The organism is Variovorax sp. Soil_C_12, from assembly GCF_057657375.1.
Genome location: NZ_JBDGIO010000013.1, coordinates 169,293 through 190,440 on the forward strand (window position 1 = coordinate 169,293; position 21,148 = coordinate 190,440).

18 protein-coding genes and 1 pseudogene are annotated in these 21,148 nt (G+C 70.0%); 9 read left to right on the plus strand and 10 right to left on the minus strand.

What is annotated here, in order from left to right; translation table 11 throughout:
- Positions 1–1,566: an AMP-binding protein gene (locus AC3A6X_RS28140; RefSeq protein WP_487845236.1), complete on the minus strand. Its 1,566-nt coding sequence runs from the start codon at positions 1,564–1,566 to the stop codon at positions 1–3.
- 89 nt (positions 1,567–1,655) lie between these two features.
- Here AC3A6X_RS28140 and AC3A6X_RS28145 point away from each other — a divergent pair, with 89 nt between their 5' ends.
- Positions 1,656–2,645, plus strand: coding sequence for a LysR family transcriptional regulator (locus tag AC3A6X_RS28145; protein WP_487845237.1), 990 nt, complete (start codon positions 1,656–1,658; stop codon positions 2,643–2,645).
- Positions 2,646–2,711: 66 nt separating this feature from the next.
- On the opposite strand, the gene AC3A6X_RS28150 is transcribed toward AC3A6X_RS28145, so the two are convergent.
- Together AC3A6X_RS28150 and AC3A6X_RS28155 are read right to left on the minus strand one after the other, a co-directional pair.
- Positions 2,712–3,371 carry an NUDIX hydrolase gene (locus AC3A6X_RS28150; protein WP_487845238.1) on the minus strand — a complete coding sequence of 220 codons (660 nt, stop codon included), beginning with the start codon at positions 3,369–3,371 and terminating at the stop codon, positions 2,712–2,714.
- Positions 3,372–3,374: 3 nt separating this feature from the next.
- Positions 3,375–3,887: a MarR family winged helix-turn-helix transcriptional regulator gene (locus AC3A6X_RS28155; RefSeq protein WP_487845239.1), complete on the minus strand. Its 513-nt coding sequence runs from the start codon at positions 3,885–3,887 to the stop codon at positions 3,375–3,377.
- 74 nt (positions 3,888–3,961) lie between these two features.
- On the opposite strand from AC3A6X_RS28155, the gene AC3A6X_RS28160 reads away from it, so the two are divergent.
- Both AC3A6X_RS28160 and AC3A6X_RS28165 read left to right on the plus strand, forming a co-directional pair.
- Positions 3,962–4,864, plus strand: a complete 903-nt coding sequence (locus AC3A6X_RS28160) for an EamA family transporter (RefSeq protein WP_487845240.1) — start codon at positions 3,962–3,964, stop codon at positions 4,862–4,864.
- Positions 4,865–4,884: 20 nt separating this feature from the next.
- A pseudogene (locus AC3A6X_RS28165) lies at positions 4,885–5,159 on the plus strand (MarR family transcriptional regulator); the annotation flags it as partial.
- Between the two features lie 27 nt (positions 5,160–5,186).
- Here the strand turns inward: AC3A6X_RS28165 and AC3A6X_RS28170 are convergent.
- From AC3A6X_RS28170 to AC3A6X_RS28180, 3 genes are read right to left on the minus strand one after another with little or no spacing between them, the layout of a single operon-like run.
- Positions 5,187–8,231 (minus strand): FAD-binding and (Fe-S)-binding domain-containing protein, encoded by a 3,045-nt coding sequence (locus AC3A6X_RS28170; RefSeq protein WP_487845241.1) that lies wholly within the window; start codon positions 8,229–8,231, stop codon positions 5,187–5,189.
- Positions 8,231–8,926 (minus strand): GntR family transcriptional regulator, encoded by a 696-nt coding sequence (locus tag AC3A6X_RS28175; RefSeq protein ID WP_487845242.1) that lies wholly within the window; start codon positions 8,924–8,926, stop codon positions 8,231–8,233. Before AC3A6X_RS28175 ends, AC3A6X_RS28170 begins: the two co-directional genes overlap by 1 nt.
- On the minus strand, positions 8,914–9,051 hold the full coding sequence (locus AC3A6X_RS28180) for a hypothetical protein (RefSeq protein ID WP_487845243.1): 138 nt from the start codon (positions 9,049–9,051) through the stop codon (positions 8,914–8,916). The genes AC3A6X_RS28175 and AC3A6X_RS28180 overlap by 13 nt, the downstream gene beginning before the upstream one ends.
- Between AC3A6X_RS28180 and AC3A6X_RS28185 the strand changes: the two genes are divergently transcribed.
- Both AC3A6X_RS28185 and AC3A6X_RS28190 read left to right on the plus strand, forming a co-directional pair.
- Positions 9,050–10,288, plus strand: a complete 1,239-nt coding sequence (locus AC3A6X_RS28185; protein WP_487845244.1) for a pyridoxal-phosphate-dependent aminotransferase family protein — start codon at positions 9,050–9,052, stop codon at positions 10,286–10,288. The two genes, AC3A6X_RS28180 and AC3A6X_RS28185, sit on opposite strands and share 2 nt — an antisense overlap.
- 41 nt (positions 10,289–10,329) lie before the next feature.
- Positions 10,330–11,307, plus strand: a complete 978-nt coding sequence (locus AC3A6X_RS28190; RefSeq protein ID WP_487845245.1) for a Bug family tripartite tricarboxylate transporter substrate binding protein — start codon at positions 10,330–10,332, stop codon at positions 11,305–11,307.
- A gap of 51 nt (positions 11,308–11,358) precedes the next feature.
- Here the strand turns inward: AC3A6X_RS28190 and AC3A6X_RS28195 are convergent, their stop codons facing one another.
- Complete coding sequence (locus AC3A6X_RS28195; RefSeq protein WP_487845246.1) at positions 11,359–12,546, minus strand: hypothetical protein; 1,188 nt, start codon at positions 12,544–12,546, stop codon at positions 11,359–11,361.
- Between the two features lie 208 nt (positions 12,547–12,754).
- Between AC3A6X_RS28195 and AC3A6X_RS28200 the strand changes: the two genes are divergently transcribed.
- Complete coding sequence (locus AC3A6X_RS28200; RefSeq protein ID WP_487845247.1) at positions 12,755–13,159, plus strand: hypothetical protein; 405 nt, start codon at positions 12,755–12,757, stop codon at positions 13,157–13,159.
- Positions 13,160–13,181: 22 nt separating this feature from the next.
- Here the strand turns inward: AC3A6X_RS28200 and AC3A6X_RS28205 are convergent, their stop codons facing one another.
- Positions 13,182–13,376, minus strand: a complete 195-nt coding sequence (locus AC3A6X_RS28205; protein ID WP_487845248.1) for a hypothetical protein — start codon at positions 13,374–13,376, stop codon at positions 13,182–13,184.
- A 205-nt stretch (positions 13,377–13,581) separates the two neighbouring features.
- Here AC3A6X_RS28205 and AC3A6X_RS28210 point away from each other — a divergent pair, with 205 nt between their 5' ends.
- A complete protein-coding gene (locus tag AC3A6X_RS28210; protein WP_487845249.1) occupies positions 13,582–18,849 on the plus strand; it encodes an amino acid adenylation domain-containing protein in 5,268 nt (1,755 codons plus the stop codon).
- On the opposite strand, the gene AC3A6X_RS28215 is transcribed toward AC3A6X_RS28210, so the two are convergent.
- The gene (locus tag AC3A6X_RS28215) at positions 18,837–19,436 is read right to left on the minus strand and encodes a DNA-3-methyladenine glycosylase (RefSeq protein WP_487845250.1); all 600 of its coding nucleotides are present in this window, start codon (positions 19,434–19,436) and stop codon (positions 18,837–18,839) included. The two genes, AC3A6X_RS28210 and AC3A6X_RS28215, sit on opposite strands and share 13 nt — an antisense overlap.
- A 28-nt stretch (positions 19,437–19,464) precedes the next feature.
- Positions 19,465–20,109, minus strand: a complete 645-nt coding sequence (locus AC3A6X_RS28220) for a TetR/AcrR family transcriptional regulator (RefSeq protein ID WP_487845251.1) — start codon at positions 20,107–20,109, stop codon at positions 19,465–19,467.
- A gap of 108 nt (positions 20,110–20,217) precedes the next feature.
- On the opposite strand from AC3A6X_RS28220, the gene AC3A6X_RS28225 reads away from it, so the two are divergent.
- Complete coding sequence (locus tag AC3A6X_RS28225; protein WP_309959958.1) at positions 20,218–20,625, plus strand: VOC family protein; 408 nt, start codon at positions 20,218–20,220, stop codon at positions 20,623–20,625.
- 53 nt (positions 20,626–20,678) lie between these two features.
- Positions 20,679–21,113, plus strand: a complete 435-nt coding sequence (locus AC3A6X_RS28230; RefSeq protein WP_487845252.1) for a VOC family protein — start codon at positions 20,679–20,681, stop codon at positions 21,111–21,113.
- Positions 21,114–21,148 lie beyond the last annotated feature (35 nt).

A 21,148-nucleotide genomic window follows, 5' to 3' on the forward strand; every position in this document is an offset into this window, starting at 1 on the left:
TCAGTTGACGCGCCGCTCGCGGCCGCGCCAGTAGGGCTCGCGCACATCCTTGCGTGAGAGCTTTCCGTTGGCGTTCTTGGGCAGGTGCTCGGTGAAGTCGACCGAGCGCGGGCGCTTGAAGTCGGCGAGCCGGCCGCGGCAGAAGTCCATCAGCTCGCCGGCCTCGGCGCGGGCGCCTTCGCGCAGCACGACGATGGCCTTGACCGATTCGCCCCAGTGGTCGTCGGGCACGCCGATGACGCAGACCTCGTACACCGCGTCGTGCTGCGCGAGCACGGCCTCGACCTCGGTGGGGTAGACGTTGAAGCCGCCGGAGACGAGCATCTCCTTCTTGCGGTCGACGATGTGGATGTAGCCCTCGCGGTCCACGCGCGCGAGGTCGCCGGTGTGCAGCCAGCCGTCTTCGCCGAGGGCCTCGCGGGTGGGCTCGGGCGCGCGCCAGAAGCCGGCGAAGACGTCGGGGCCGCGCACGCAGATCTCGCCGATCTCCTCGCCCTCGACCGGGCGGCCTCGCGCATCGAGCACCTGCACGTCGGATTCGCAGGCGGGACGGCCGCAGGCGGACAGCAGCTCGGGGCGGCCGCCTTCGATGGCGAGCGCGTGGTCGTCGATGCCGAGGGCGATGACGCCGCCGGTGGTCTCGCCGGCACCGTAGCCCTGGGCCATCACCGGGCCGAAGGCGGCCCAGGCTTCGCGGATGCGCGAAGGCGACATCGGCGCCGCGCCGTAGGAGACCAGGCGCAGGCTGCTCAGGTCGCGGGTGCGGATGCTGGGCTCGGCCAGCAGGGCGTTGATCATCGCGGGGACGAAGAAGCACATGGTGACGCGGTGCTTCTCGATCGCCTCCAGGATCTCGGCCGGCTGGAAGCGCTCCATCAGCAGCACGGTGACGCCCTGGTAGAGCATGGGCTGGATGAACATGCCGCTCGCGTGGGTGATGGGGCCGCACAGCATCAGCACGTCGTTGCGCTGGGCATGCATGCGGCCCATGACGATCTTGCGCAGCGAGGCCATGCGGTTGCCGACGGTCTGCATCGCGGCCTTGAGCTTGCCGGTGGAGCCGGAGGTGTAATGCAGCACGGCAAGCTCGTCGGGGCGCATCTCGACGTGGATGTGCGCGTCGCAGGCCTGCGCCAGCAGGGCTTCGTAGTCGAGCCAGCCGCCCTCGGCCGGCGCGGGCGCGAAGGCGATGCGATGCTTGAGGCCCGGCACGGGGGCGGCGGCCTCGTCCACCATGGCGCGATGCTCGGGGCCGGCGAGGCAGGCGGCCGGCTCGGCGTTGGCGAGGGCATCGGCCAGCTCGGCCGGTGCCAGGCGCGAGTTGAGCGCGACCTTGACCAGGCCGGCCTTGTAGAGCGCGCATTCGAGTTCGACGATCTCCGGCCGGTTGGGGGAAACCACGGCGACGCGGTCGCCGCGTTGCAGGCCGAGTGCGAGCAGGGCGTGCGCGAGGCGGTTGGAACGGCGCTCGAGCTCCGCGTAGCTCAGGGCGCGGTCGCGGAAGAGGATGGCGGGCCGGTCGGCCCAGAAGCGCGCACTGCGCGCGGTGTACATGCCAAGGTTCATTTCGTGTCTCCGGTGTCTCGTATGGCTGGCAGTCTAGGAAGCAAAGGGGCGCCGGTGGATAAGCGAGCGGCCGGGTTTGATAAGCTGGCGTGATCACCCGGCGGGGCCTCGGAGACATCCACATGGGCGTGCGGCTCGACGACATCGACTACTTCCTGGCGGTGGCCGCGCACGGCAAGGTGCGGGCCGCGGCCGCGGCGCTGAACGTGTCGCAACCGGCGATCACGCAGGGCCTGCAGCGGCTGGAAAAGGAGCTGGGCTTTCCGCTCTTCGAGCGCAGCAGCCGCGGCATGCAGCTGACGGCGGTGGCCACGCAGTTCCGCGAGCGCACGCAGGCCCTGCGCGCGAGCCTCGGCGATGCGATCAAGGAGGCGGCGGACATGCACCTCGGCGAGCTGGGACTGCTGCGCGTGGGCGTGTCGCCGCTCTATGCGCAGCGGCTGTTCGTGCCGGCGACGGTGGCGCTGCACCGGCAGCGGCCGGCGGCACGGCTGCGGCTGATGCTGAACCTGAACGATGCGCTGGTCGCGGCGCTGCGGCTGGGCGACATCGACCTGTCGATCAACGCGCTGCCCGGCGTGATCCCGCCGGACCTGCAGGCGCTGCCGCTGATGGACGACGCGCTGTGCCTGGTGGTGCGCGAGCACCACCCGCTGCTGTCGAAGCGGCGCCTGCGGCTGGCGGACCTGGTCGATGCGCAGTGGATCCTGCCCGGGCCGGCGGTCGCGGCGCGGCGCAGCGTCGAGGGGCGGCTGGCCGAGGCCGGGCTGCCGCCGCCGCGGGTGACGGTGGAGGTGAGCAACACGGCGGGCGGGCAGCTCAACCGGCTGGTCGCGCAGAGCGACCTGGTGTCGATCATGAGCGAGTCGCAACTGGGCATGGCGAGCGGCCAAGGGCTGGCGCCGCTGCCGATGGCGGACGCTCGCTTCACCCGCACCATCGGCGCGCTGACGCGCAAGGGGGTGGCGCTGCCGCCGCTGGCGCAGCGCTTTCTGGAGCTGCTGGAGGAGACGGCGCGCGGGGAGGTGGGGCCGTCGGGGCCGGCGCGGCGCGGCGCGAGAAGGCCGGCGCGGGCCTGAGCGCCGCGATGCCTACAACTGGCAGAACACAGGGGTCACGGGTCCAGGCCCTCGGCGTGTTCGCGCCTATTTCCGCGCGAACAAGGGTTGCTCGAAGTGCGCGACGCGCGTCATGCGCCCGGCGAAGCACCACTCGCGAAACTGGTAGAGAAAGGCGGCGGTCGGCGCTGCGATCCAGGTGTCGCCGACGGGCATGCGCAGCACGGGGTACACGCTGTCCTCGATCGCGTCGAGCAGCGGCGCATCCGCGCGCATGAACTCGGCGATGGGGATGCGGTGGATGCTCTCGACCTCGGCCTCGCTCGGCACCAGCTCGCGCGCGGCGCCGGCCCAGACGACGACCGGTGTGATGGCAAAGCCGGAGTGCGTCGCGAAGTCGTCGAGGCGGCCGAGGATCGCCGATTCGTCGAGCTGCAGGCCCACTTCTTCGTGCAGCTCGCGCAGCGCGGCCTGCTCGGGGGTTTCGTCGCCGTCGATGCTTCCGCCGGGCAGGGCCCACTGCCGCGGATGGTTGCGCATGTGCGTGGGGCGCCGCGTCAGCAGTACGGCGGCTTCGCGGCTCCACGCCGTCGGCGCGGGGATTCCGGGGAGCGCGGCGCCGAAGCCTTCCTCGACGATCGCCAGCGCGACGGCAGCGCGCCGGGAGCCGGGCGCAGGGAGCGGCTGCAGCTCGAAGCAGCGCAGTCGTTCGGCGATCGAGGCGCGCAGAGGGTCATCGAGCCGCATCGACTACTCCTTCGGCTCCAGCGCGGCCAGCAGGATCGCCAGGCGGGCATCGAGTGCCGCGAGGTCCGCGGCCTTGATCGAGGCCAGCAGCCGCTGCTCGTTGGCCACGTGCGCGTCGACCGCGCGATCGATCAGCTTCAACCCCGCCGCCGTCAGCTGCACCAGCATGCTGCGCGCATCGTCGCGGTTGGGCACGCGCTTGACCAGGCTGCGCGACTCCAGGCCCTTGAGGCGGTGGGTCATCGTGCCCGAGCTGATCATCAGCGATGAGAAAAGCTCCGTGGGTGCCATGCAGTAGGGCGCGCCCGAGCGGCGCAGCGTGGCGAGCACGTCGAATTCCCAGCGCGTCATGCCGAAGTCGGAGAAGCAGCGGTCGAGCTCGCGCTGCAGCAGCGCGGCGCAGCGCTTGATGCGGCCGATGGTGCCCATCGCACCGACGTCGAGATCCGGGCGCTCGCGGCGCCACTGGTCGAGGATGGCATCGACCGCGTCCGCGGCCCGCTTCTTCGCAGCCATGCAAAAAGCCCCCGTTTATCTTGATGTCGAGATTATCTGCTACGCTCGATTTATCTTGAACTAGAGACAAATCCATGTCCAGTCGCCAAGCTTCCGTCTCCTGGGGCGATGTCCTGCTGACCGCCTTCGCGCCGGCCATCTGGGGCTCGACCTACATCGTGGCCACCGAGCTGCTGCCGCCGGACCGGCCCTTCACCGCGGCGCTGCTGCGCGCGCTGCCGGCCGGGCTGCTGCTGGTGTTGTTCAGCCGCCGGCTGCCGGCGCGGGGCGAATGGGGCCGGGTGTTCGTGCTGTCGGCGCTGAACATCGGCTTCTTCCAGGCGCTGCTGTTCGTGGCAGCCTACCGCTTGCCCGGCGGGCTTGCGGCGGTGGTGGGTGCGATCCAGCCGTTGCTGGTGATGGGGCTGGCATGGGCGCTGGACCATCGGCGCCCGCCGCAGCTCGCGGTCGGTGCGGCGGTGCTGGGCATCGCGGGCATGGCGGCACTGCTGCTGTCGCCGGGCTCGGCGTGGGATGGGGTCGGCATTGCCGCCGCGCTGGCCGGCGCGGCGCTCATGGCCGCCGGCACCTACCTGACGCGGCGCTGGCAGCCGCGCATGCCGGTGCTGGCTCTCACGGGCTGGCAGTTGCTGCTGGGTGGGTTGATCCTGCTGCCGATGACCTGGGCCTTCGATCCGCCGCTGCCGGTGCTGACCGGGACGCAGGTCGGGGCCTATGCATATCTCTCGATCGTCGGTGCGCTGGTGGCCTATGCGCTGTGGTTCCGCGGGATCGCGCGGCTGTCGCCGGTGGCGGTGTCATCGCTGGGGCTGTTGAGCCCGCTGACGGCGGTGGTGCTGGGGTGGGCGCTGCTGGGGCAGGCGATGCGGGGTCTTTCGTTTGTCGGGCTGGTCGCGGTGCTGGTGAGCATTCTGGCGGTGCAGTGGGCGATGAGCGCGGGGCCGGCGCGGGGGGCGGGGGTGCCGGAGGCGGGGTGAGGGGGCGAGCACATCGGAGGGGCCGCGAATGGGCCTCGGTCGGCGAGATCGCCGAGCGGCTGCAGGCGCAGCCGCACGGGGTGGTGGCGCTGGTGTCGCGCTGCGAGGAAGCGGGCCTGGTCAGGCGCAAGCCCAGCACCGTCGATCGCCGGCTGGTCGAAGGCACTTGCTGCCCAAGGGGCGCAAGGTGCTGGCGTTGCTCGCGCAGCTGCATGCGCTGGAGCCGTCGCACCTGGCCGAAGCGGTCCGGCTCGCCAACGAGATCCGGGGCGAGATCGAGGACGGCGAGGCGTAGCGGGGGGCGCTCCGGCGCCGGTCCGCTTCAGGCGATCAGCGCGTCGAGCAGCCGGGCCACATGCACCGCCTGGCGCTGCGCGCCGTCGGCGATCTGGTGGCGGCAGCTGGTGCCGTCGGCCAGCACGATGGCGTCGGGCTGGCTGCGCACCGCGGGCAGCAGGGCGGCCTCGGCCATGCGCATCGACACTTCGTAGTGCGAGGCCTCGTAGCCGAAACTGCCGGCCATGCCGCAGCAGGAGCTCTCGATCAGCTCGGGCTTCGCATCGGGGATGAGCTTCAGCACCTCGAGGATGGGGCTGACCGCGCCGAAGGCCTTCTGGTGGCAGTGGCCGTGCAGCAGGATGGGCTTCTCCGCCGGCTTGAGGGCGAGCTTGAAAAGGCCCACGCGCATCTCGCGCGCGATGAACTCCTCGAAGAGCAGCGCCTGGGCCGCGACGGTCTTCGCCTTGTCGCCCAGGCCCATCGCGAGGGTCTCGTCGCGCAGGGTCAGCAGGCATGAAGGTTCCAGGCCCACGATGGGAACGCCCGCTTCGGCCAGCGGTAGCAACGCATCGATCAGCGCGCCGGCGCGCGCCTTGGCCTCGTCGACCATGCCGTTGGCCAGGTAGGTGCGGCCGCAGCAATGGTGGCCGCTGAATTTCTCGACGGTGTGCAGCAGATAGCCCGCGGCCTTGAGCACGCGCGCGGCGGCCCAGGCGTTCTCGCTCTCGAAGCCGCCGTTGAAGGTGTCGACGAAGAGCACCGCCGACTTTCGGCCGCTGCAAGCCGCGGCGATGACCATGTCGCGGCTGGTGAAGAGCGTCGGGTCGGGGGTGGTCCAGAAGGTGTCGGTGCGGAACTCGGGCAGCGAGCGTTTGGCCGACAGCCCCAGCAGGCGCTCGCCCAGCCAGGCGGCGCCGGGCAGGCGGTTGCGCAGGTTGAAGAGCCAGGGCATGCGGCTGGCGGCGTGCAGGTACTCCGGCAACCGGGCGACCAGGCGATCCGCGAGGGTGTGGCCGTGCTTCTTCTTGTAGTGGGCGAGGAACTCGATCTTCATCTTCGCCATGTCCACGCCGGTCGGGCAGTCGCGCTTGCAGCCCTTGCAGCCCACGCACAAGTCCATGGCCTCGCGAACGGCCTCGCCGGTGAAGGCGCCCGGGCCGAGCTGGCCCGAGAGCGCCAGCCGCAGCGTGTTGGCGCGCCCGCGCGTGAGGTGCTGCTCGTCGCGCGTGACGCGGTAGCTGGGGCACATGGTGCCGGCGTCGAACTTGCGGCAGTGGCCGTTGTTGTTGCACATCTCGACGGCCTTGGCGAAGCCGCCGGTGACGTCGCCGCCGCTGCCGGGCGGGGTGGTCTCCTCGGTCACCGGGTCGGCCTGCACGTTCCAGGCCGACCAGTCGAGCACGGGGGTGATGGGGATGCGCTTGTAGGGCTGCGGCGCGGAGGCGGGCGCGAAGCGGAAGAGGGCGCCGTCGTCCATCTTCGGCGGGTCGATGATCTTGCCGGGGTTGAAGAGGCCGATCGGGTCGAGCTTGTTCTTGATGGCGCGGAAGGCCTCGTTGATCGCGGGGCCGAACTGCCACTCGATCCATTCGCCGCGGCACAGGCCGTCGCCATGCTCGCCGCTGAAGGCGCCCTTGTACTTGCGCACCAGCTCGCCGGCTTCCTCGGCGATGGCGCGCATCTTCGCGGCGCCGTCGATGCGCATGTCGAGGATGGGCCGCACATGCAGCGTGCCCACCGAGGCATGGGCGTACCAGGTGCCGCGCGTGCCGTGCTTCGCGAAGACCTCGGTCAGGCCGTCGGTGTAGGCGGCCAGGTGCTCGAGCGGCACGGCGCAGTCCTCGATGAAGCTGACCGGCTTGCCGTCGCCCTTGAGGCTCATCATGATGTTGAGGCCGGCCTTGCGCACTTCCCACAGGGCCTTCTGCGCGGCCTCCTCGGGCATGCGCATCACGCTGTCGGGCAGGCCCAGGTCGCCCATCAGCTCGGCCAGCTGCTGCAGGCGCTGCAGCAGGGCGGCGCGGTCCTCGCCCGAGAACTCGACCAGCAGGATGGCGGCGGGCTTGCCGATCAGCGCCTTCTCGACGGTCGGCTTGAAGGCCGGGTTGGCCAGGCTCAGCTCGATCATGGTGCGGTCGACCAGCTCGACGGCGGTCGGGCCCAGCTTCACGATGTGCTGGGCCGAATCCATCGCCGCGTGGAAGCTCGCGAAGTTGACGACGCCCAGCACCTTCGCGCGCGGCAGCTCGCACAGCTGCAGCGTCAGGCTGCGGGTGTAGGCCAGCGTGCCCTCGGCGCCGATCAGCAGGTGCGCGAGGTTGACGCTGCCGTCGGCGGTGTAGGGCCGCTCGCTCTGGTTGTCGAAGATGTCGAGGTTGTAGCCGGCGACGCGCCGCATCACCTTGGGCCAGCGCTCGGCGATCTCCGCGCGGTGCTGGCGGGCCAGCTGCTTCACGTGCTGCGCGATGTCGGCGGCGCGGGCGCCGAGCGTGGCGACCGGGCCGAAGTCCACCAGCTCGCCATCCGACAGCCAGGCGCTCGCGCCCAGCACGTTGTGCACCATGTTGCCGTAGGCGATGGAGCGCGAGCCGCAGGAGTTGTTGCCCGCCATGCCGCCCAGCGTGGCCTGGGCGCTGGTGGAGACGTCGACCGGGAACCACAGGCCGTGCGGCTTGAGCTGGGCGTTGAGATGGTCGAGCACCAGGCCCGGCTCCACGGTGACGCGGCGCCCGGCCACGTCGAGCTCGAGCACGCGGCGCAGGTGCTTGCTGTTGTCGATGACCAGGGCCGCGCCGGTGGTCTGGCCGCACTGGCTGGTGCCGCCGCCGCGCGCCAGCACCGGCACCTGCAGGTCGCGCGCGATGTCGATGGCGGTGGCGACGTCGCGCTCGCTCTTCGGCACCAGCACGCCCACCGGCATGATCTGGTAGATGGAGGCGTCGGTGGCGTAGCGGCCGCGCGAGGCCGCGTCGAACAGGACCTCGCCCTCGGTCTCGGCTGCGAGGCGGCGCGCCAGCGCGGCGCAGACCTCGTTGGGCGGCAGCACGGTGCCGGCCGGCTGCAGATGGCTGGGGGGATCGATGCGCATCAGCGCTTGCCCGCCAGGGCCTCAGGGTAGATCTCGCCGGCGCGCAGCAGCGCCAGCACCGTGTCGCGCTTGCGGTTGAGGTGCTCGACCAGCACCTCGCGCATGGCCGTGGCGTCGTGCGCGGCGAGCGCTTCGATCATGCGTTCGTGTTCCGCCACCGCGTGCTTCCACTTGGCCTCGTCCTGGTTGGTGCGAAAGCGCAGCGACTGCACGCGTGCGTTGATCGCGCGATACGTGCTGGTCAGCACCGGGTTCTTGGCGGCGTCGTTGATGGCGGTGTGGATGCGCGCGTTGATGCGGTAGTAGCCCGAGAGATCGCGGCGCGCGAAGCTGGCCAGCATTTCGTAGTGCAGGGCGCGCAGCTCGGCCAGCTCGGCATCGGTGATGCGGCGCGCCGCCAGCTCGCCCGACATGCCTTCGAGCGCGGCCAGCAGCTCGAAGGTGTTCTGGATGTCGGCCTCGGTCAGCTTGACGGCCACCGCGCCGCGGTTGGGCAGCAGGTCGACCAGGCCCTCAGCCGCCAGCAGCTTGATGGCCTCGCGCAGTGGCGTGCGCGAAACGCGCAGCTTCTCGCACAGCTCGCGCTCGTTGAGCTTGGCACCGGGGGCGATCTGGCCTTCGACCAGCATGGTGCGCAGGCGCGCGGCCACTTGGTCGTGCAGCGCCAGCCGTGAGATTTCGATCACTTCTGCCATGGCTTGATTTCCTCTGAACGCATTTTGAATGCAAAACTGACACACATCAACAGCGGCTCTTCAGGGTAATCCATCATGGCCGGATGAATTTTGCATGCAAAACTAAAAAAGAAAGGACCGCCCATGCTGCAACTCGACTCCCATCCGACCGGCCGCCATTTCCTGCAGATTCCGGGCCCCAGCCCGGTGCCGGACCGCATCCTGCGCGCGATCAGCCTGCCCACCATCGACCACCGCGGGCCCGAGTTCGGCGCGCTGGGGCTGAAGGTGCTGTCGGGCATCCGGCAGGTGTTCCAGACCCGGCACCCGGTGGTGATCTATCCGGCCTCGGGCACCGGCGCGTGGGAGGCGGCGCTCGCCAACGTGATGAGCCCGGGCGATGCGGTGCTGATGTACGAGACGGGCCACTTCGCCACGCTGTGGCAGAAGATGGCGCTGCGTCTGGGGCTGGAGCCCGAGTTCCTGGCCCTGCCGGGAGTCGACGAGACCGGGCTGCCGCGCAGCTGGCGCCATGGGGTGCAGGCCGACCTGGTCGAAGCACGTCTGCGCCAGGACACGGAGAAGAAGATCCGTGCCGTGTGCGTGGTGCACAACGAGACCTCCACCGGCGTGACCTCCGACATCGCCGCAGTGCGCCGCGCGATCGATGCGGCCGGGCATCCGGCCCTGTTGATGGTGGACAGCATCTCGGGCCTGGCCAGCGCCGACTACCGCCATGACGAATGGGGCGTGGACGTGACCATCAGCGGCTCGCAGAAGGGGCTGATGCTGCCGCCGGGCATCAGCTTCAACGCGCTGTCGCCCAAGGCGCTCGAACGCAGCAAGTCGGCGAAGCTGCCCAAGGCCTTCTGGGCCTGGGACGAGATCGTGGAGATGAACCAGAGCGGCTACTGGCCCTACACGCCCAACACCAACCTCTTGTACGGCCTGGCCGAGTCGCTGGACATGCTGCTGGACGAGGGCCTGCCGCAGGTGTTCGCGCGCCACCAGCGCTGGGCCGCGGGGGTGCGCGCTGCCGTGCAGGCCTGGGGCTTGCCGACGCAGTGCGCCGACCCGGCCGTGCATTCGCCGGTGCTGACGGGCGTGATCACGCCCGAGGGCGTCGATGCCGACGCGCTGCGGCGCCTGATCCACGAGCGCTTCGACCTCTCGCTGGGCACCGGCCTGGGCAAGCTCAAGGGCCGCATGTTCCGCATGGGCCACCTGGGCGACAGCAACGACCTCACGCTGGTGGCCATGGTGGCGGGCGTGGAGATGGGGCTGAAGCTCGCGGGCGTGAAGTTCGCGGGCGGCGGCGTGCAGGCGGCGATGGCGTATTTCGCGAGCCATGCGGCGCCGGCGGCGCTGAAGAAGGCGGCCTGAATTCGGGCATTCGAGCCCATCCACAACCAGGAGACCCATCCATGCAACGACGTTCCCTGATCCAGGCCGCGGGCGCCGCGGCCGCCACCCTCGGCGTGCCGCGCGTGTTCGCACAGGAATGGCCCAACGGGCCGGTGCGCATCGTGGTGGGCTTTCCGCCGGGCGGCGGCACCGATGCGCTGGCGCGGGTGGTGGCGCAGAAGCTTTCGGTGATGTGGAACCAGTCGGTGATCGTGGAGAACAAGGGCGGCGTGGCCGGGGTGCTCGCGGCCGAGTACGTGTCGACGCAGCCGAGCGACGGCTCGACGCTGCTGATGGCACACATCAACAGCCATGCGCTCGCGCCCAGCCTGCAGCCCAAGCTGCGCTACAGCGTGGAGCGCGACTTCGTGCCCATCGTGCTGGTGGGCGTCACGCCCAACCTGCTGATCGCGGGCCCGGCGCAGAAGGCGGTGACGGTGAAGGACATCGTCGCGCTGTGCACCGCGGAGCCCGGCAAGGTGAGCTTCGGCTCGGCCGGCGCCGGCTCGGCCCAGCACCTGGCGCTGGAGATGTTCAAGCTGCAGGCCAAGGTCGATGCGCTGCACGTGCCTTACAAGGGCAGCGGGCCGCTCTTGGCCGACCTGATGGGCAACCAGATCCAGTACAGCTTCGAGACCATGACCGCCGCCACGCCGCATGTGAAGAGCGGCAAGGTGACGGCGGTGGCGCAGACGCGGCTGAAGCGCGCCAAGGGCCACCCGGGCGTGCCGACCATGCAGGAGCAGGGCTTCGAAGGCTTCGAGGCCACCACCTGGTACGGCCTGGCCGGGCCCGGCAAGCTGCCGACGCCGATCGCCGACAAGATCAACCGCGACGTGAACACCGTGCTGGCGATGCCTGATGTGCAGGAGCGGCTCGACACTTACGGCGCCGAGGACGGCGGCGGGTCGCGGGAGAAGTTCCAGAAGTTCATCGCGGCCGAGATCGAGAAGTGGGGGCGGGTGGTGCGGGATGCGAAGGTGAAGGTGGACGCCTGAGCGCACGAAGGAGTCTGCAGTCCTCAAGACCGGCCGCGAGCCTCGCTTGGGTTACGTCAAGTCAATGGTTGGCTTTGGCCAGAGCTTGGCTAGCACACCATCGCTGATGTTTTGGATCTTCCAGCGTAAAACGTTGGCTCGAATGCGGTCGGTGTAAGGCGCAAGACTCGGCGGAATTTCGGAAGGCAGGAGTTCGATTTGATCGTCGAGCTTCGGGACTGGCCCACCCACGAGGAACAGCACGGCAAGGCGCTGAGAAGCTGCTAGATTCGGCGGATTCGATCTCAACCAATTGCGTGACATCGTGAGCAGCATTTCGAACTGATTTCGCTTGAGCCCGTTGAGCACACGGTCGATGACCTGGGCGCCGGCTTCGATCTTGGGGTCTAGAGTCAGAGCGAAGCACTGGTTCAGCAGCTTTTCATAGGCCTCCAGGATGATCGCCACCAGCCGATGCTTGTCCTCATAGGGCAACTGTTCGACGTCAGCCATTGCCTGACTGAGCAGCATGTCCAGCCAGCGCGCGGGTGCCCTGAGCAGGGCCGGCAAGACGTCGTTCGCTTTCGCGAGTCGACCGGTGACATGCGATTCGATGGAGCCCATCCCACGCGGCGTCAACCACGGATCGTTGTCCAATGTCCGGTTGCTGAAATGGCCAGCCGTGCGAGTCATCGTGATCTGAAGCAATTGCGTGTAGCTCGAATTCACGTCTTCAGACATTCGCCGTCCCACCTCGATGGCGGCAGTCATGACCATCGCCTGCACGTCATGGATCGACAGGTACGCGCTGTGGTCATCGACGTCCTGCACCAATGCATCGACCACCATGGGGCAGGGCGACAGGAATGGCGGCTGTTCCGCGATCAGCCTGCGCAGGGGCCTGGCAAAGAAGCCGTAGCGGAGCACGGCCATTTGCGGCGGACTCAATTGAAGCGCATGGCGCAAGGCGCAGGCATCGATGCCAATGTTCGGGCCCTTGGCCAACGCTTGGAGGATGAACTCGCGCATGTCCGGGTTTTCTCTGCGCAACAGCCATTCCATTCGAGCCTGGGCTTGGAAGCTGGTGTCGGTCGGAGCTGAAGGATCAACCTGGAGGAGCACCGTTTCGTCGCTCAAGATCTGGCAGAAGCCCTCGTCGCCGAAAACGACGTTTCGCGCCGTCTGTGATGACGTGTGCCACGCGCGGCTAGTTCCGGTCGGGTCGAGCGAGAAGAAACGTGCGCGAGTAGGGACTTGCATGTGGAGCGGTTCGTTGGATGCCGGCTACCTGGTGAGTAACCCGAAAGCACCAATGATTCCCGCACCAAAACCCTGAATTTGATTAATTCTTTTGTTTTAAGAAGGACAACCTGCGCCCGCTTCTTTTTTTGAGCAAAGGTTTGCAGAGCACCGGACAGCGAACTATGTTTAGCCGGCACGGCCGCATGGCGCCGTGAAGGAGAACGAGATGCTTGGCGAGCGCATTGGTGAAGGCCGGGGCAGGGTGACGACGCAGCGGGTGCTGCCCAATCTGGGCGGCGGGCCGAAGATGGAGACCTCTTTCCAGAGCAGCGGCTCCCTGCTGGGCGTGGCCGACACGGAGACCGGCACCTACGTCGCGGTCGTGCGGCCCGACGGATCCCTGTTCGGCGAAGGGCAGGGCATCACGATGAGCCGGGAGGGCGATGTGCTGAGCTGGGTCGGGCAGGGCGTGGGCACGCTCCAGAAGGGCGGCGCGGTGAGCTACCGCGGCGCGGTGTACTGCCAGACGACCTCGCCCAGGTGGGCGCGCCTGAACAGCCTGGCGGTGCTGTTCGAGTTCGAGGTCGATTCGGAGGGCAACACCCGCGGCGAGTTCTTCGAGTGGAAGTAGCCGCGCGCGGCGGCGAGGGTGCTCAAGCCCCGGAGGCCTCGTTCCAGGTCGCCGGGTCGCCGGCCCCGGGCTCGTTCCAGAGGCAGGGGCCGCACATGGTGGCGACGTAGACGGTCTTGCCGTTCTTCACGCCCGACACCACCGGCGTGCTGCCGCACACCTCGCAGCTGTGGGCATAGTCGGGCTCGTAGCGGTCGATGGAGGTGATGGGTTCCATGCCGCAAATGATCGCAAACTCGTGTGACGCTGTCACTGCGGCACCCGGCGCTGGGTCGGAGGAGCCGCCTTGTCGGACAACGCCGCCAATGAGTCGACGAAGATGGCCTGCTTGTTGCAGCGCAACATAATGTCAGAACGCCTTGTTTTTGTTCCATCGTCCAGCGCGACGGGACACCTCCTCAACCGCCAGGGCCCCCCCGCACATGTTCAATCCCCCGTCGCTCGAAAGCCTGTCGCCCGCCGCCACCCGACTGTCGCAGGACACCCTGGCCCTTGCCTTCGAGGCGCAATGCAGGGCGCGACCGGCGCAGCTGGCCTACGGTTTTCTCACGGACGACCTGTCGCTCGCCCAGCAGAGCAGCTACGCCCAGCTGCGTGACGAGGTCCACCGCATCGCGGCCTGGCTCGCCGCCGCGACCCGTCCGGGCGACCGCGTGCTCCTGGCCTTCCCGCCGGGCCTGGACTTCGTGCGGGTGTTCTGGGCCTGCATGCTCAGCGGCCGGGTGGCGGTGCCGGTGCCTGCACCCGACCCGATGCGCCTGCACCACGCCGCGCCTCGCCTGCGCAGCGTGATCGCCGATTCGCGCGCCGCCCTGGTGCTGACCAACGCGACGCTGCTGGACGCCGCGGCCGCCGCGCTGGACCCGGCCACCTTTGCGATGGCGCGCTGGACCGCGCTGCCCGATGCGGCGCAGCTGGCCGCGGCGGGGCAGGACTTCGCCCAGCCGGCGCTCGAGGCCCAGACGCTGGCCTACCTGCAATACACCTCGGGCTCCACCTCCGCGCCGCGCGGCGTGCGGCTCTCGCATGCGAACGTGCTGGCCAACGTGCGCGCGCTGATCGCCGCGGGCCGCGGCAGCGCGGCCTCGCGCGCGCTCAGCTGGCTGCCGCATTTCCACGACTACGGCCTGGCCTTCGGGGTGCTGGCGCCGGTGGTGGCGGGCGCCACGGGCTACCTGATGTCGCCGCTGGCCTTCCTGCGCCGGCCGCTGCGCTGGCTGGATGCCATCGAGACCCACCGCATCACGCACACGGGCGCGCCGGAATCGGCCTTTGCCGCCTGCCTGCAGGCGCTGGGCGACAAGCCGCTGGGCGCGCGGCTGGACAGCCTGGTCTCGCTCAACTGCGGCGCCGAGCCGATCAAGGCCGCCACGGTGGAGCGCGTGCTGGCGGTTTTCGGTGCCGCTGGCATGGCGCCGCAGGTGTTCGCGCCTTCCTACGGCTTGGCCGAGGCAGTGCTGGGCGTGAGCGCTGGGAAGCTGGAGGCGCCGCCGCGCATCGTGTCCGCCGACCCGGCGGCGCTGCTGGCCCACCGCTTCGAGCCGCTGCCGGAAGGGTCGCCGCAAGGGCGCAACCTGGTGGGCTGCGGGAAGGCGATGCAGGCCACCGAGATCCTGATCGTCGACGAGAACCAGCACGCCTGCGCCGATCGCCGCATCGGCGAGATCTGGGTGCGCTCGCCCGGCGTCGGCGGCGGCTACTGGATGCAGCCCGAGGCCAGCGAAGCCACCTTCGGCGGCCACCTGGCGGACGGCACCGGCCCCTGGCTGCGGACCGGCGACCTGGGCTTCCTGGACGGCGGCGAGCTGTTCGTCACCGGCCGGCTGAAGGACCTGATCATCGTTCACGGCGAGAACCACTATCCGCAGGACCTGGAATGGAGCGCCGAGCGCGCCCATCCCGCGCTGCGGCCGGGCTTCGGCGCCGCCTTCGCGGTCGACACGCCGGCCGGCGAGGGCGTGGTGCTGGCGCTGGAGCTGGACCGGCGCGCGCAGGCCGGCGCCGAGGCCGATGCCGAAGCGGTGTTCCGCGCCGTGCGGCGCGCGATCGCGGTGGAGCACGGGCTGCCGGTGCATGCGATCGCGCTGCTGCGCGCGGGCGGGCTGCCGCGCACTTCCAGCGGCAAGGTGCAGCGCCACCGTTGCCGCGAGGCCTTCCTCGCCCACGAGCTGCCGCTGGCGGTGCCGCTCGACGCCGGCACCGAGGCGCTGCCCGAAGGGAGCTCGCAGGAGAGCCCGGAGGACGGCGATCGCCGGGACCGCCTGGGCTACGTGCTGCCGCGCGACGCGCGGGAGCAGGCGGTGTGGGACATCTGGTGCGAGGTGCTGGGCACGCGCGCCTTCGGCGTACACGAGAGCTTCTTCGAGCTCGGCGGCAATTCGCTGCGCATGACGCAGGTGGTGTCGCGCCTGTCGGCGCACTTCGGCGTGGCGCTGCCGCTGGCCGAGCTGTTCGAGCATGCGAGCGTGGCCGCGATGGCGACGCATGCGGCCCACGCGGCGCAGCAGCCGCACAGCGCCAAGGCACCGGCCGGCATCGCGCCCGTGCCGCGCGGCGCGGCGCTGCCGGTCTCGCTCTCGCAGCGGCGCATGTGGGTGATCCAGCGTTTCGACCCGGCATCGACCGCGTACAACGTGCCGATCGCGATCCGGCTGCGCGGCGCCTTCGACCCGGCCCTGTGCCAGCAGGCGCTGGATGCCATGGTGCAGCGGCACGAAGGCCTGCGCACCTGCTTCGTGATGGGCGAGCACGAGCCGATGCAGTCCATCGTGCCGGCGCTGGCCGTGCCGATCGAGCAGATCGACCTGAGCCGGCTGTCGGAACGCGAGCGCAATGCGCAGGCGCGCGTGCTGCTCGCCGAGCGCGCCGCGCAGCCCTTCGACCTGGCGCAGGCCCCGCTGCACCGGCCGACGTTGATCCGGCTGGGCGAACGCGAGCATGTGCTGTTCTGGGTGCTGCACCACGCCATCACCGACAACTGGGCCAGCGCGCTGCTGATGCGCGAGGCCCTCGCGGCCTACGGCGCGCTGGCGGCCGGGCGCGAACCGGTGTCGGCGCCGCCAGCCATCGCCTATGCCGACTACGCCGCCTGGCAGCGCAGCCCCGCGGCGGTGGAGGCACGCCGGCCGCACCTGGATTACTGGCTGGAGCGCCTGCGCGACCTGCCCGACCTGGACCTGCCCACCGACTTCCCGCGGCCGGCCAAGGCCAGCCACCGGGGGGCGCGCGTCTCGGCCGGGCTGCCGCCGCGGCTGCGCGAGGCGATGCGCGGCTTCGGCGGGCGCGAGGCGGTCACGCCCTTCGTGGTCTACCTGTCGGCCTTCGTGCTGATGCTGTCGCGCCACGCGAAGAGCGAGGACATCGCCATCGGCACGCCGATCGCGAACCGCCACCGCTTCGCCGCCGAGCCGCTGGTGGGCACGCTGGTCAACACGCTGGTGATGCGCACCGACCTGGCGGGCGACCCCAGCTTCACTGAGCTGGTGCACCGTGTGCGCCGCAATGCGCTCGAGGCCTACGCCCACCAGGACGCGCCATTCGACGAGCTGATCGACGCGCTGGGCCACGACCGCACGCTGCAGCCCGAGGGCCCGGTGCGCGTGCTCTTCAACGTGCTCAACGCGCCGGTGGGCGAGCCCGAGCTCTTCGGTCTGGAGGTGGACGAGTTCGACTTCGAGCGCGTGGCCGCGCAGTTCGACCTGTCGATGCACATCGACACCGAGTTCTCGCAGCGCATTCACCTGGAGTACGCGAGCGATCTCTATAGCGAGGCGAGCGCCGAGCGCATGCTGGAGAACTACCTGTCGCTGGTCGAGCGCCTGCTGGCGCAGCCCGAGCGCCGCATCTCCGAGCACGAGATGCTCGCGCCGGCGCAGCTCAACCTGCTGCGCCACGGCTGGAACGGCGCGCGCTCGCCGGTGCCCGCACGGCAGCTGGTGCATGACTACCTGGACCTGGGCGCGCCGGAGGTGCGGGAGCGCGTGGCAGTCATTGACGCGGCGGGCGGCACGCTGAGCTACGGTGATCTGGAGGCGCGCTCGAACCAGCTGGCCCACGCGCTGCGCCTGCGCGGCATCGCCCGCGGCCAGCGCATCGGCCTGTGCATCGCGCGCAGCCCCGAGATGCTGATCGCACAGCTGGGGGTGATGAAAGCCGGCGCCGCCTATGTGCCGCTGGACCCCGACTACCCGGCGGACCGCCTGCGATTCATGGCGAAGGACGCCGACCTGACTGCCGTGCTCGCGCAGCAGGACACGCTCGGCATCCTCGAAGGGCTGGCCATTCCGATGCTGGAGATCGAAGACAAACGGCTCGCGGGCGGCCACCCGGAGACGCCGCTGGTGCGCGATCCGGCGCTCGACGCCACGCCGCTGGACGAGGCCTACCTGATCTACACCTCGGGCTCCACCGGCCAGCCCAAGGGCGTGCGGGTGCCGCACCGCGGGGTGGTCAACTTCCTCGCCGGCATGGTGAAGACGCCGGGCCTGGCGGCCGATGACTGCTTACTGGCGATCACCAGCCCTTCCTTCGACCCCTCGGTGCTGGACCTGCTGCTGCCGCTGGTGGTGCGGGCCCGGGTGGTGATCGCTTCGCAGCAGCAGGTGCACGAGCCGGCCGCGCTGCGCTCGCTGCTCGAGACGCACGCGGTGACCCTGCTGCAGGCCACGCCCTCGGCCTGGCGCGCGCTGATCGAGACCGGCTGGAGCGGCACGCCGCGCTTCCGCGGGCTGATCGGCGGCGAGTCGCTGCCGCCCGTGCTGGCCGAGCAGCTGCTGGCGCGAATGGCCGAGCTCTGGAACATCTACGGGCCCACCGAAACCACGGTCTGGGCCACGGCGTGGAAGGTGGAAGAACCGCGCAAGGCGATCGCGGTGGGGCAGCCCATCGACAACGTCAGCTGCTGGGTGCTCGACGAGCAAGGCCACGCCTGCCCGATCGGCGTGCCGGGCGAGCTCTACATCGGCGGCGCCGGCGTGACCCTCGGCTACTACCACCGCGACGCGCTCACGGCCGAGCGCTTTGTGCCCGACCCCTTCGGCGAAGAGCCCGGCGCCCGGCTCTACCGCACCGGCGACCTGGGCCGCTGGCGCCACGACGGCCTGATCGAACTGCTGGGGCGGGCCGACCACCAGGTCAAGCTGCGGGGCTTCCGCGTCGAGATGGGCGAGATCGAGTCGGCGCTGCTCGACCATCCCGAGTTGGCGCACTGCGTGGCGGTGACGCGCGCCGAGCGCGAGGACGACGTGCGGCTGGTGGCCTACTTCGTCGCGCGCGGGCCGGTGCCGCCCGCGACGCCGATGCTGCGCGAGCACCTGCGCACGCGCTTGCCGCACTACATGATCCCGCAGCACTTCGTCTCGCTCGACGCGATGCCGCTCTTGCCCAACGGCAAGGTCAATCGCGCCGCGCTGCCGGCACCGGTGATGGACGTCGTCCTGGCCGACGGCCGCAGCTACGTGGCCCCGGCCACGCACGGCGAGCAGCTCGTCGCCGGCATCTGGTCGGATCTGCTGGGCGTCGAGCAGATCGGGCGCACCGACAACTTCTTCGACCTGGGCGGGCACTCGCTGCTGGCCATGCGGGCGGTGGCCGCGATCGAGTCGCTGATGGGCTGGAAGGTCGCGCCGCGCCGGCTCATCTACGAGAGCCTGCAGCAGATCGCGCGCGAAGAGAACCTTCAGGCGCGCTGAGCCTTCGCGCGGCTGAAGGGCTTGCTCAGGAAGGGCGAGCCCTTCTCGCCGAAGCGCCACGGCACGTCGGCCGCCTTGGAGATGCCGATGCGCGGCCCGGCCTCGACCACGACCGCGGGGTGATCGTCGGGCGCGGCGAGCAGCGCGAAGGGCGGACGGTCCAGCCGCTTGCCGTTGAAGCCGGCATCGACGCCCAGCGCCTGAGCCACCCGGCCGGGGCCGGCGCACAGCAGGCGGAGGTCTTCCACGCCGCGGCGCGCGCGCATGCGCTCGAGCCCGGCGGTCGGGGCCAGCGCGCGGATCAGCACCCCGGCGCCATGGCCTTCCTCGCGGCAAACGAAATTGAGGCACCAGTGGATGCCGTAGGAGCGGTAGACGTACGCGCGCCCGGGCGGACCGAACATGGCCGCATTGCGCAGCGTGGGGCCGCCGAAGCTGTGCGAGGCCGGGTCCTCGCGGTCGTAGGCCTCGGTCTCGACGATGCGGCCGCCGACGCCACCGACCAGCAGCACCAGGCCGATCAGGCGGGGGGCGACCTCGTGCGAGGGCGCGAGGAAATCGATGTCGGCGGGGGAGCGCGGGTTCACGGCGCCATGCTGCCGGAAGTCGGGACGATCAAAGGCCTTTCTCCACCATCTCCAGCAAGCGCAGGCCCAGCGGATCGGTCTGCTCGCGCGGCACGCCGCGCAGCGGGCCATCGATGATCAGCAAGGCCAGGCCATGCACCGCCGACCAGGCCAGGAACTCGGCGCCGGGGCGGCGCTCGGGCGGCAGCACGCCGGCCGCCACCAGCTGGTCGAGCGCGGCGCCCAGCAGCTCGAAGGGGTTGAGGCCGCTCGCGCCGCCCTTGGCGTCGGTGGGCGGATCCGCCAGCTCCACCGGGGCGCCGAAGGCGGTGCGGAACAGGCCCGTCTGCTCCTGGGCGAAGCGCAGGTAGCCGGCACCGATGGCGCGAACGCTGGCGCGGGCGATCTCTGCCGGCGAGCCGTCGCGCGGCACGGCGGCGAGCTCGGCCTCCATGGCGCCGGCCGCCGCCGACAGGGCCGCGGCGCGCACGGCCAGCAGCAGCGCCTGGCGGCTGGCGAAGTGCCGGTAGGCCGCGTTGGGCACCACGCCTGCGCGCCGCGTGGCCTCGCGCAGCACCACCGCCTCCGGCCCGCCCTGGCGGGCCAGCTCGACGCCCGCCTCCAGCAGGGCCCGGCGCAGATCGCCGTGGCGATAGGTGCTGCGCGCGGGTGGCACGGGGCTCGGGAGCATCATTTTCTTTTCCATGTGGACACCGTCCATTATCTTTGCTATTGTCTTGTGGACGTTGTACACAACAACGGAATTTCCCTCGACCACCGTGCGTTTTTTCAAGGAATCCCAATGAGCACCAAGATCTTCGTGAACCTGCCCGTCAAGAACCTCGAGAAGTCCAAGGCCTTCTACGGCGCGCTGGGCTACAGCTTCGACCCGCGCTTCACCAACGAGCAGGGCGCCTGCATGGTGATCAGCGAGGACATCTACGCGATGCTGCTGGTCGAGAGCTTCTTCAAGACCTTCACGCCCAAGGCCATCGCCGATGCGACGAAGAGCACCGAGGTGCTGCTGTGCCTGTCGTGCGAGAGCCGGGCCGAGGTCGACGGCCAGGTCGCCAAGGCCGTGGCCGCCGGCGGCAGCACGCCGACCGAGGCGAAGGACCACGGCTTCATGTACCAGCACGGCTTCCAGGACCTGGACGGTCACATGTGGGAGCTGGCGTACATGGACATGAGCGCCTTTCCCCAGGCCTGATCCCCGCGCGATTCGATTCCCTTCCACCACCACCCCCTCCCAAGGAGATTGCCATGCATGTCCAGCCCTACCTGTTCTTCGAAGGCCGCTGCGAGGAAGCGCTCGAGTTCTACCGTGCCAAGCTCGGCGCCGAAGTGACCATGCTGATGCGCTTCAAGGACAGCCCCGAGCCTGCGGGCAACGCCGAGATGTGCGGCGGCGCCGAGATGTCCGGCCCGCCGGCCGAGAACAACGTGATGCACGCCGAGATCAAGATCGGCGACACGACCCTGATGGCTTCCGACGGCATGGCCAAGGAGGCACCCGTCTTCCGCGGTTTCTCGCTGTCGCTGACCGTCGCAGACGAAGCCGACGCCAAGCGCAAGTTCGCGGCGCTCGGCGAAGGCGGCCAGGTGCAGATGCCGCTCGGGCCGACTTTCTTCTCGCCTTGCTTCGGGATGGTGCAGGACCGCTTCGGGGTCGGGTGGATGGTGATCGTGCAGAAATAGCTCACCTTGAGGCTTCGCGCTGCAGAGCTCACGAG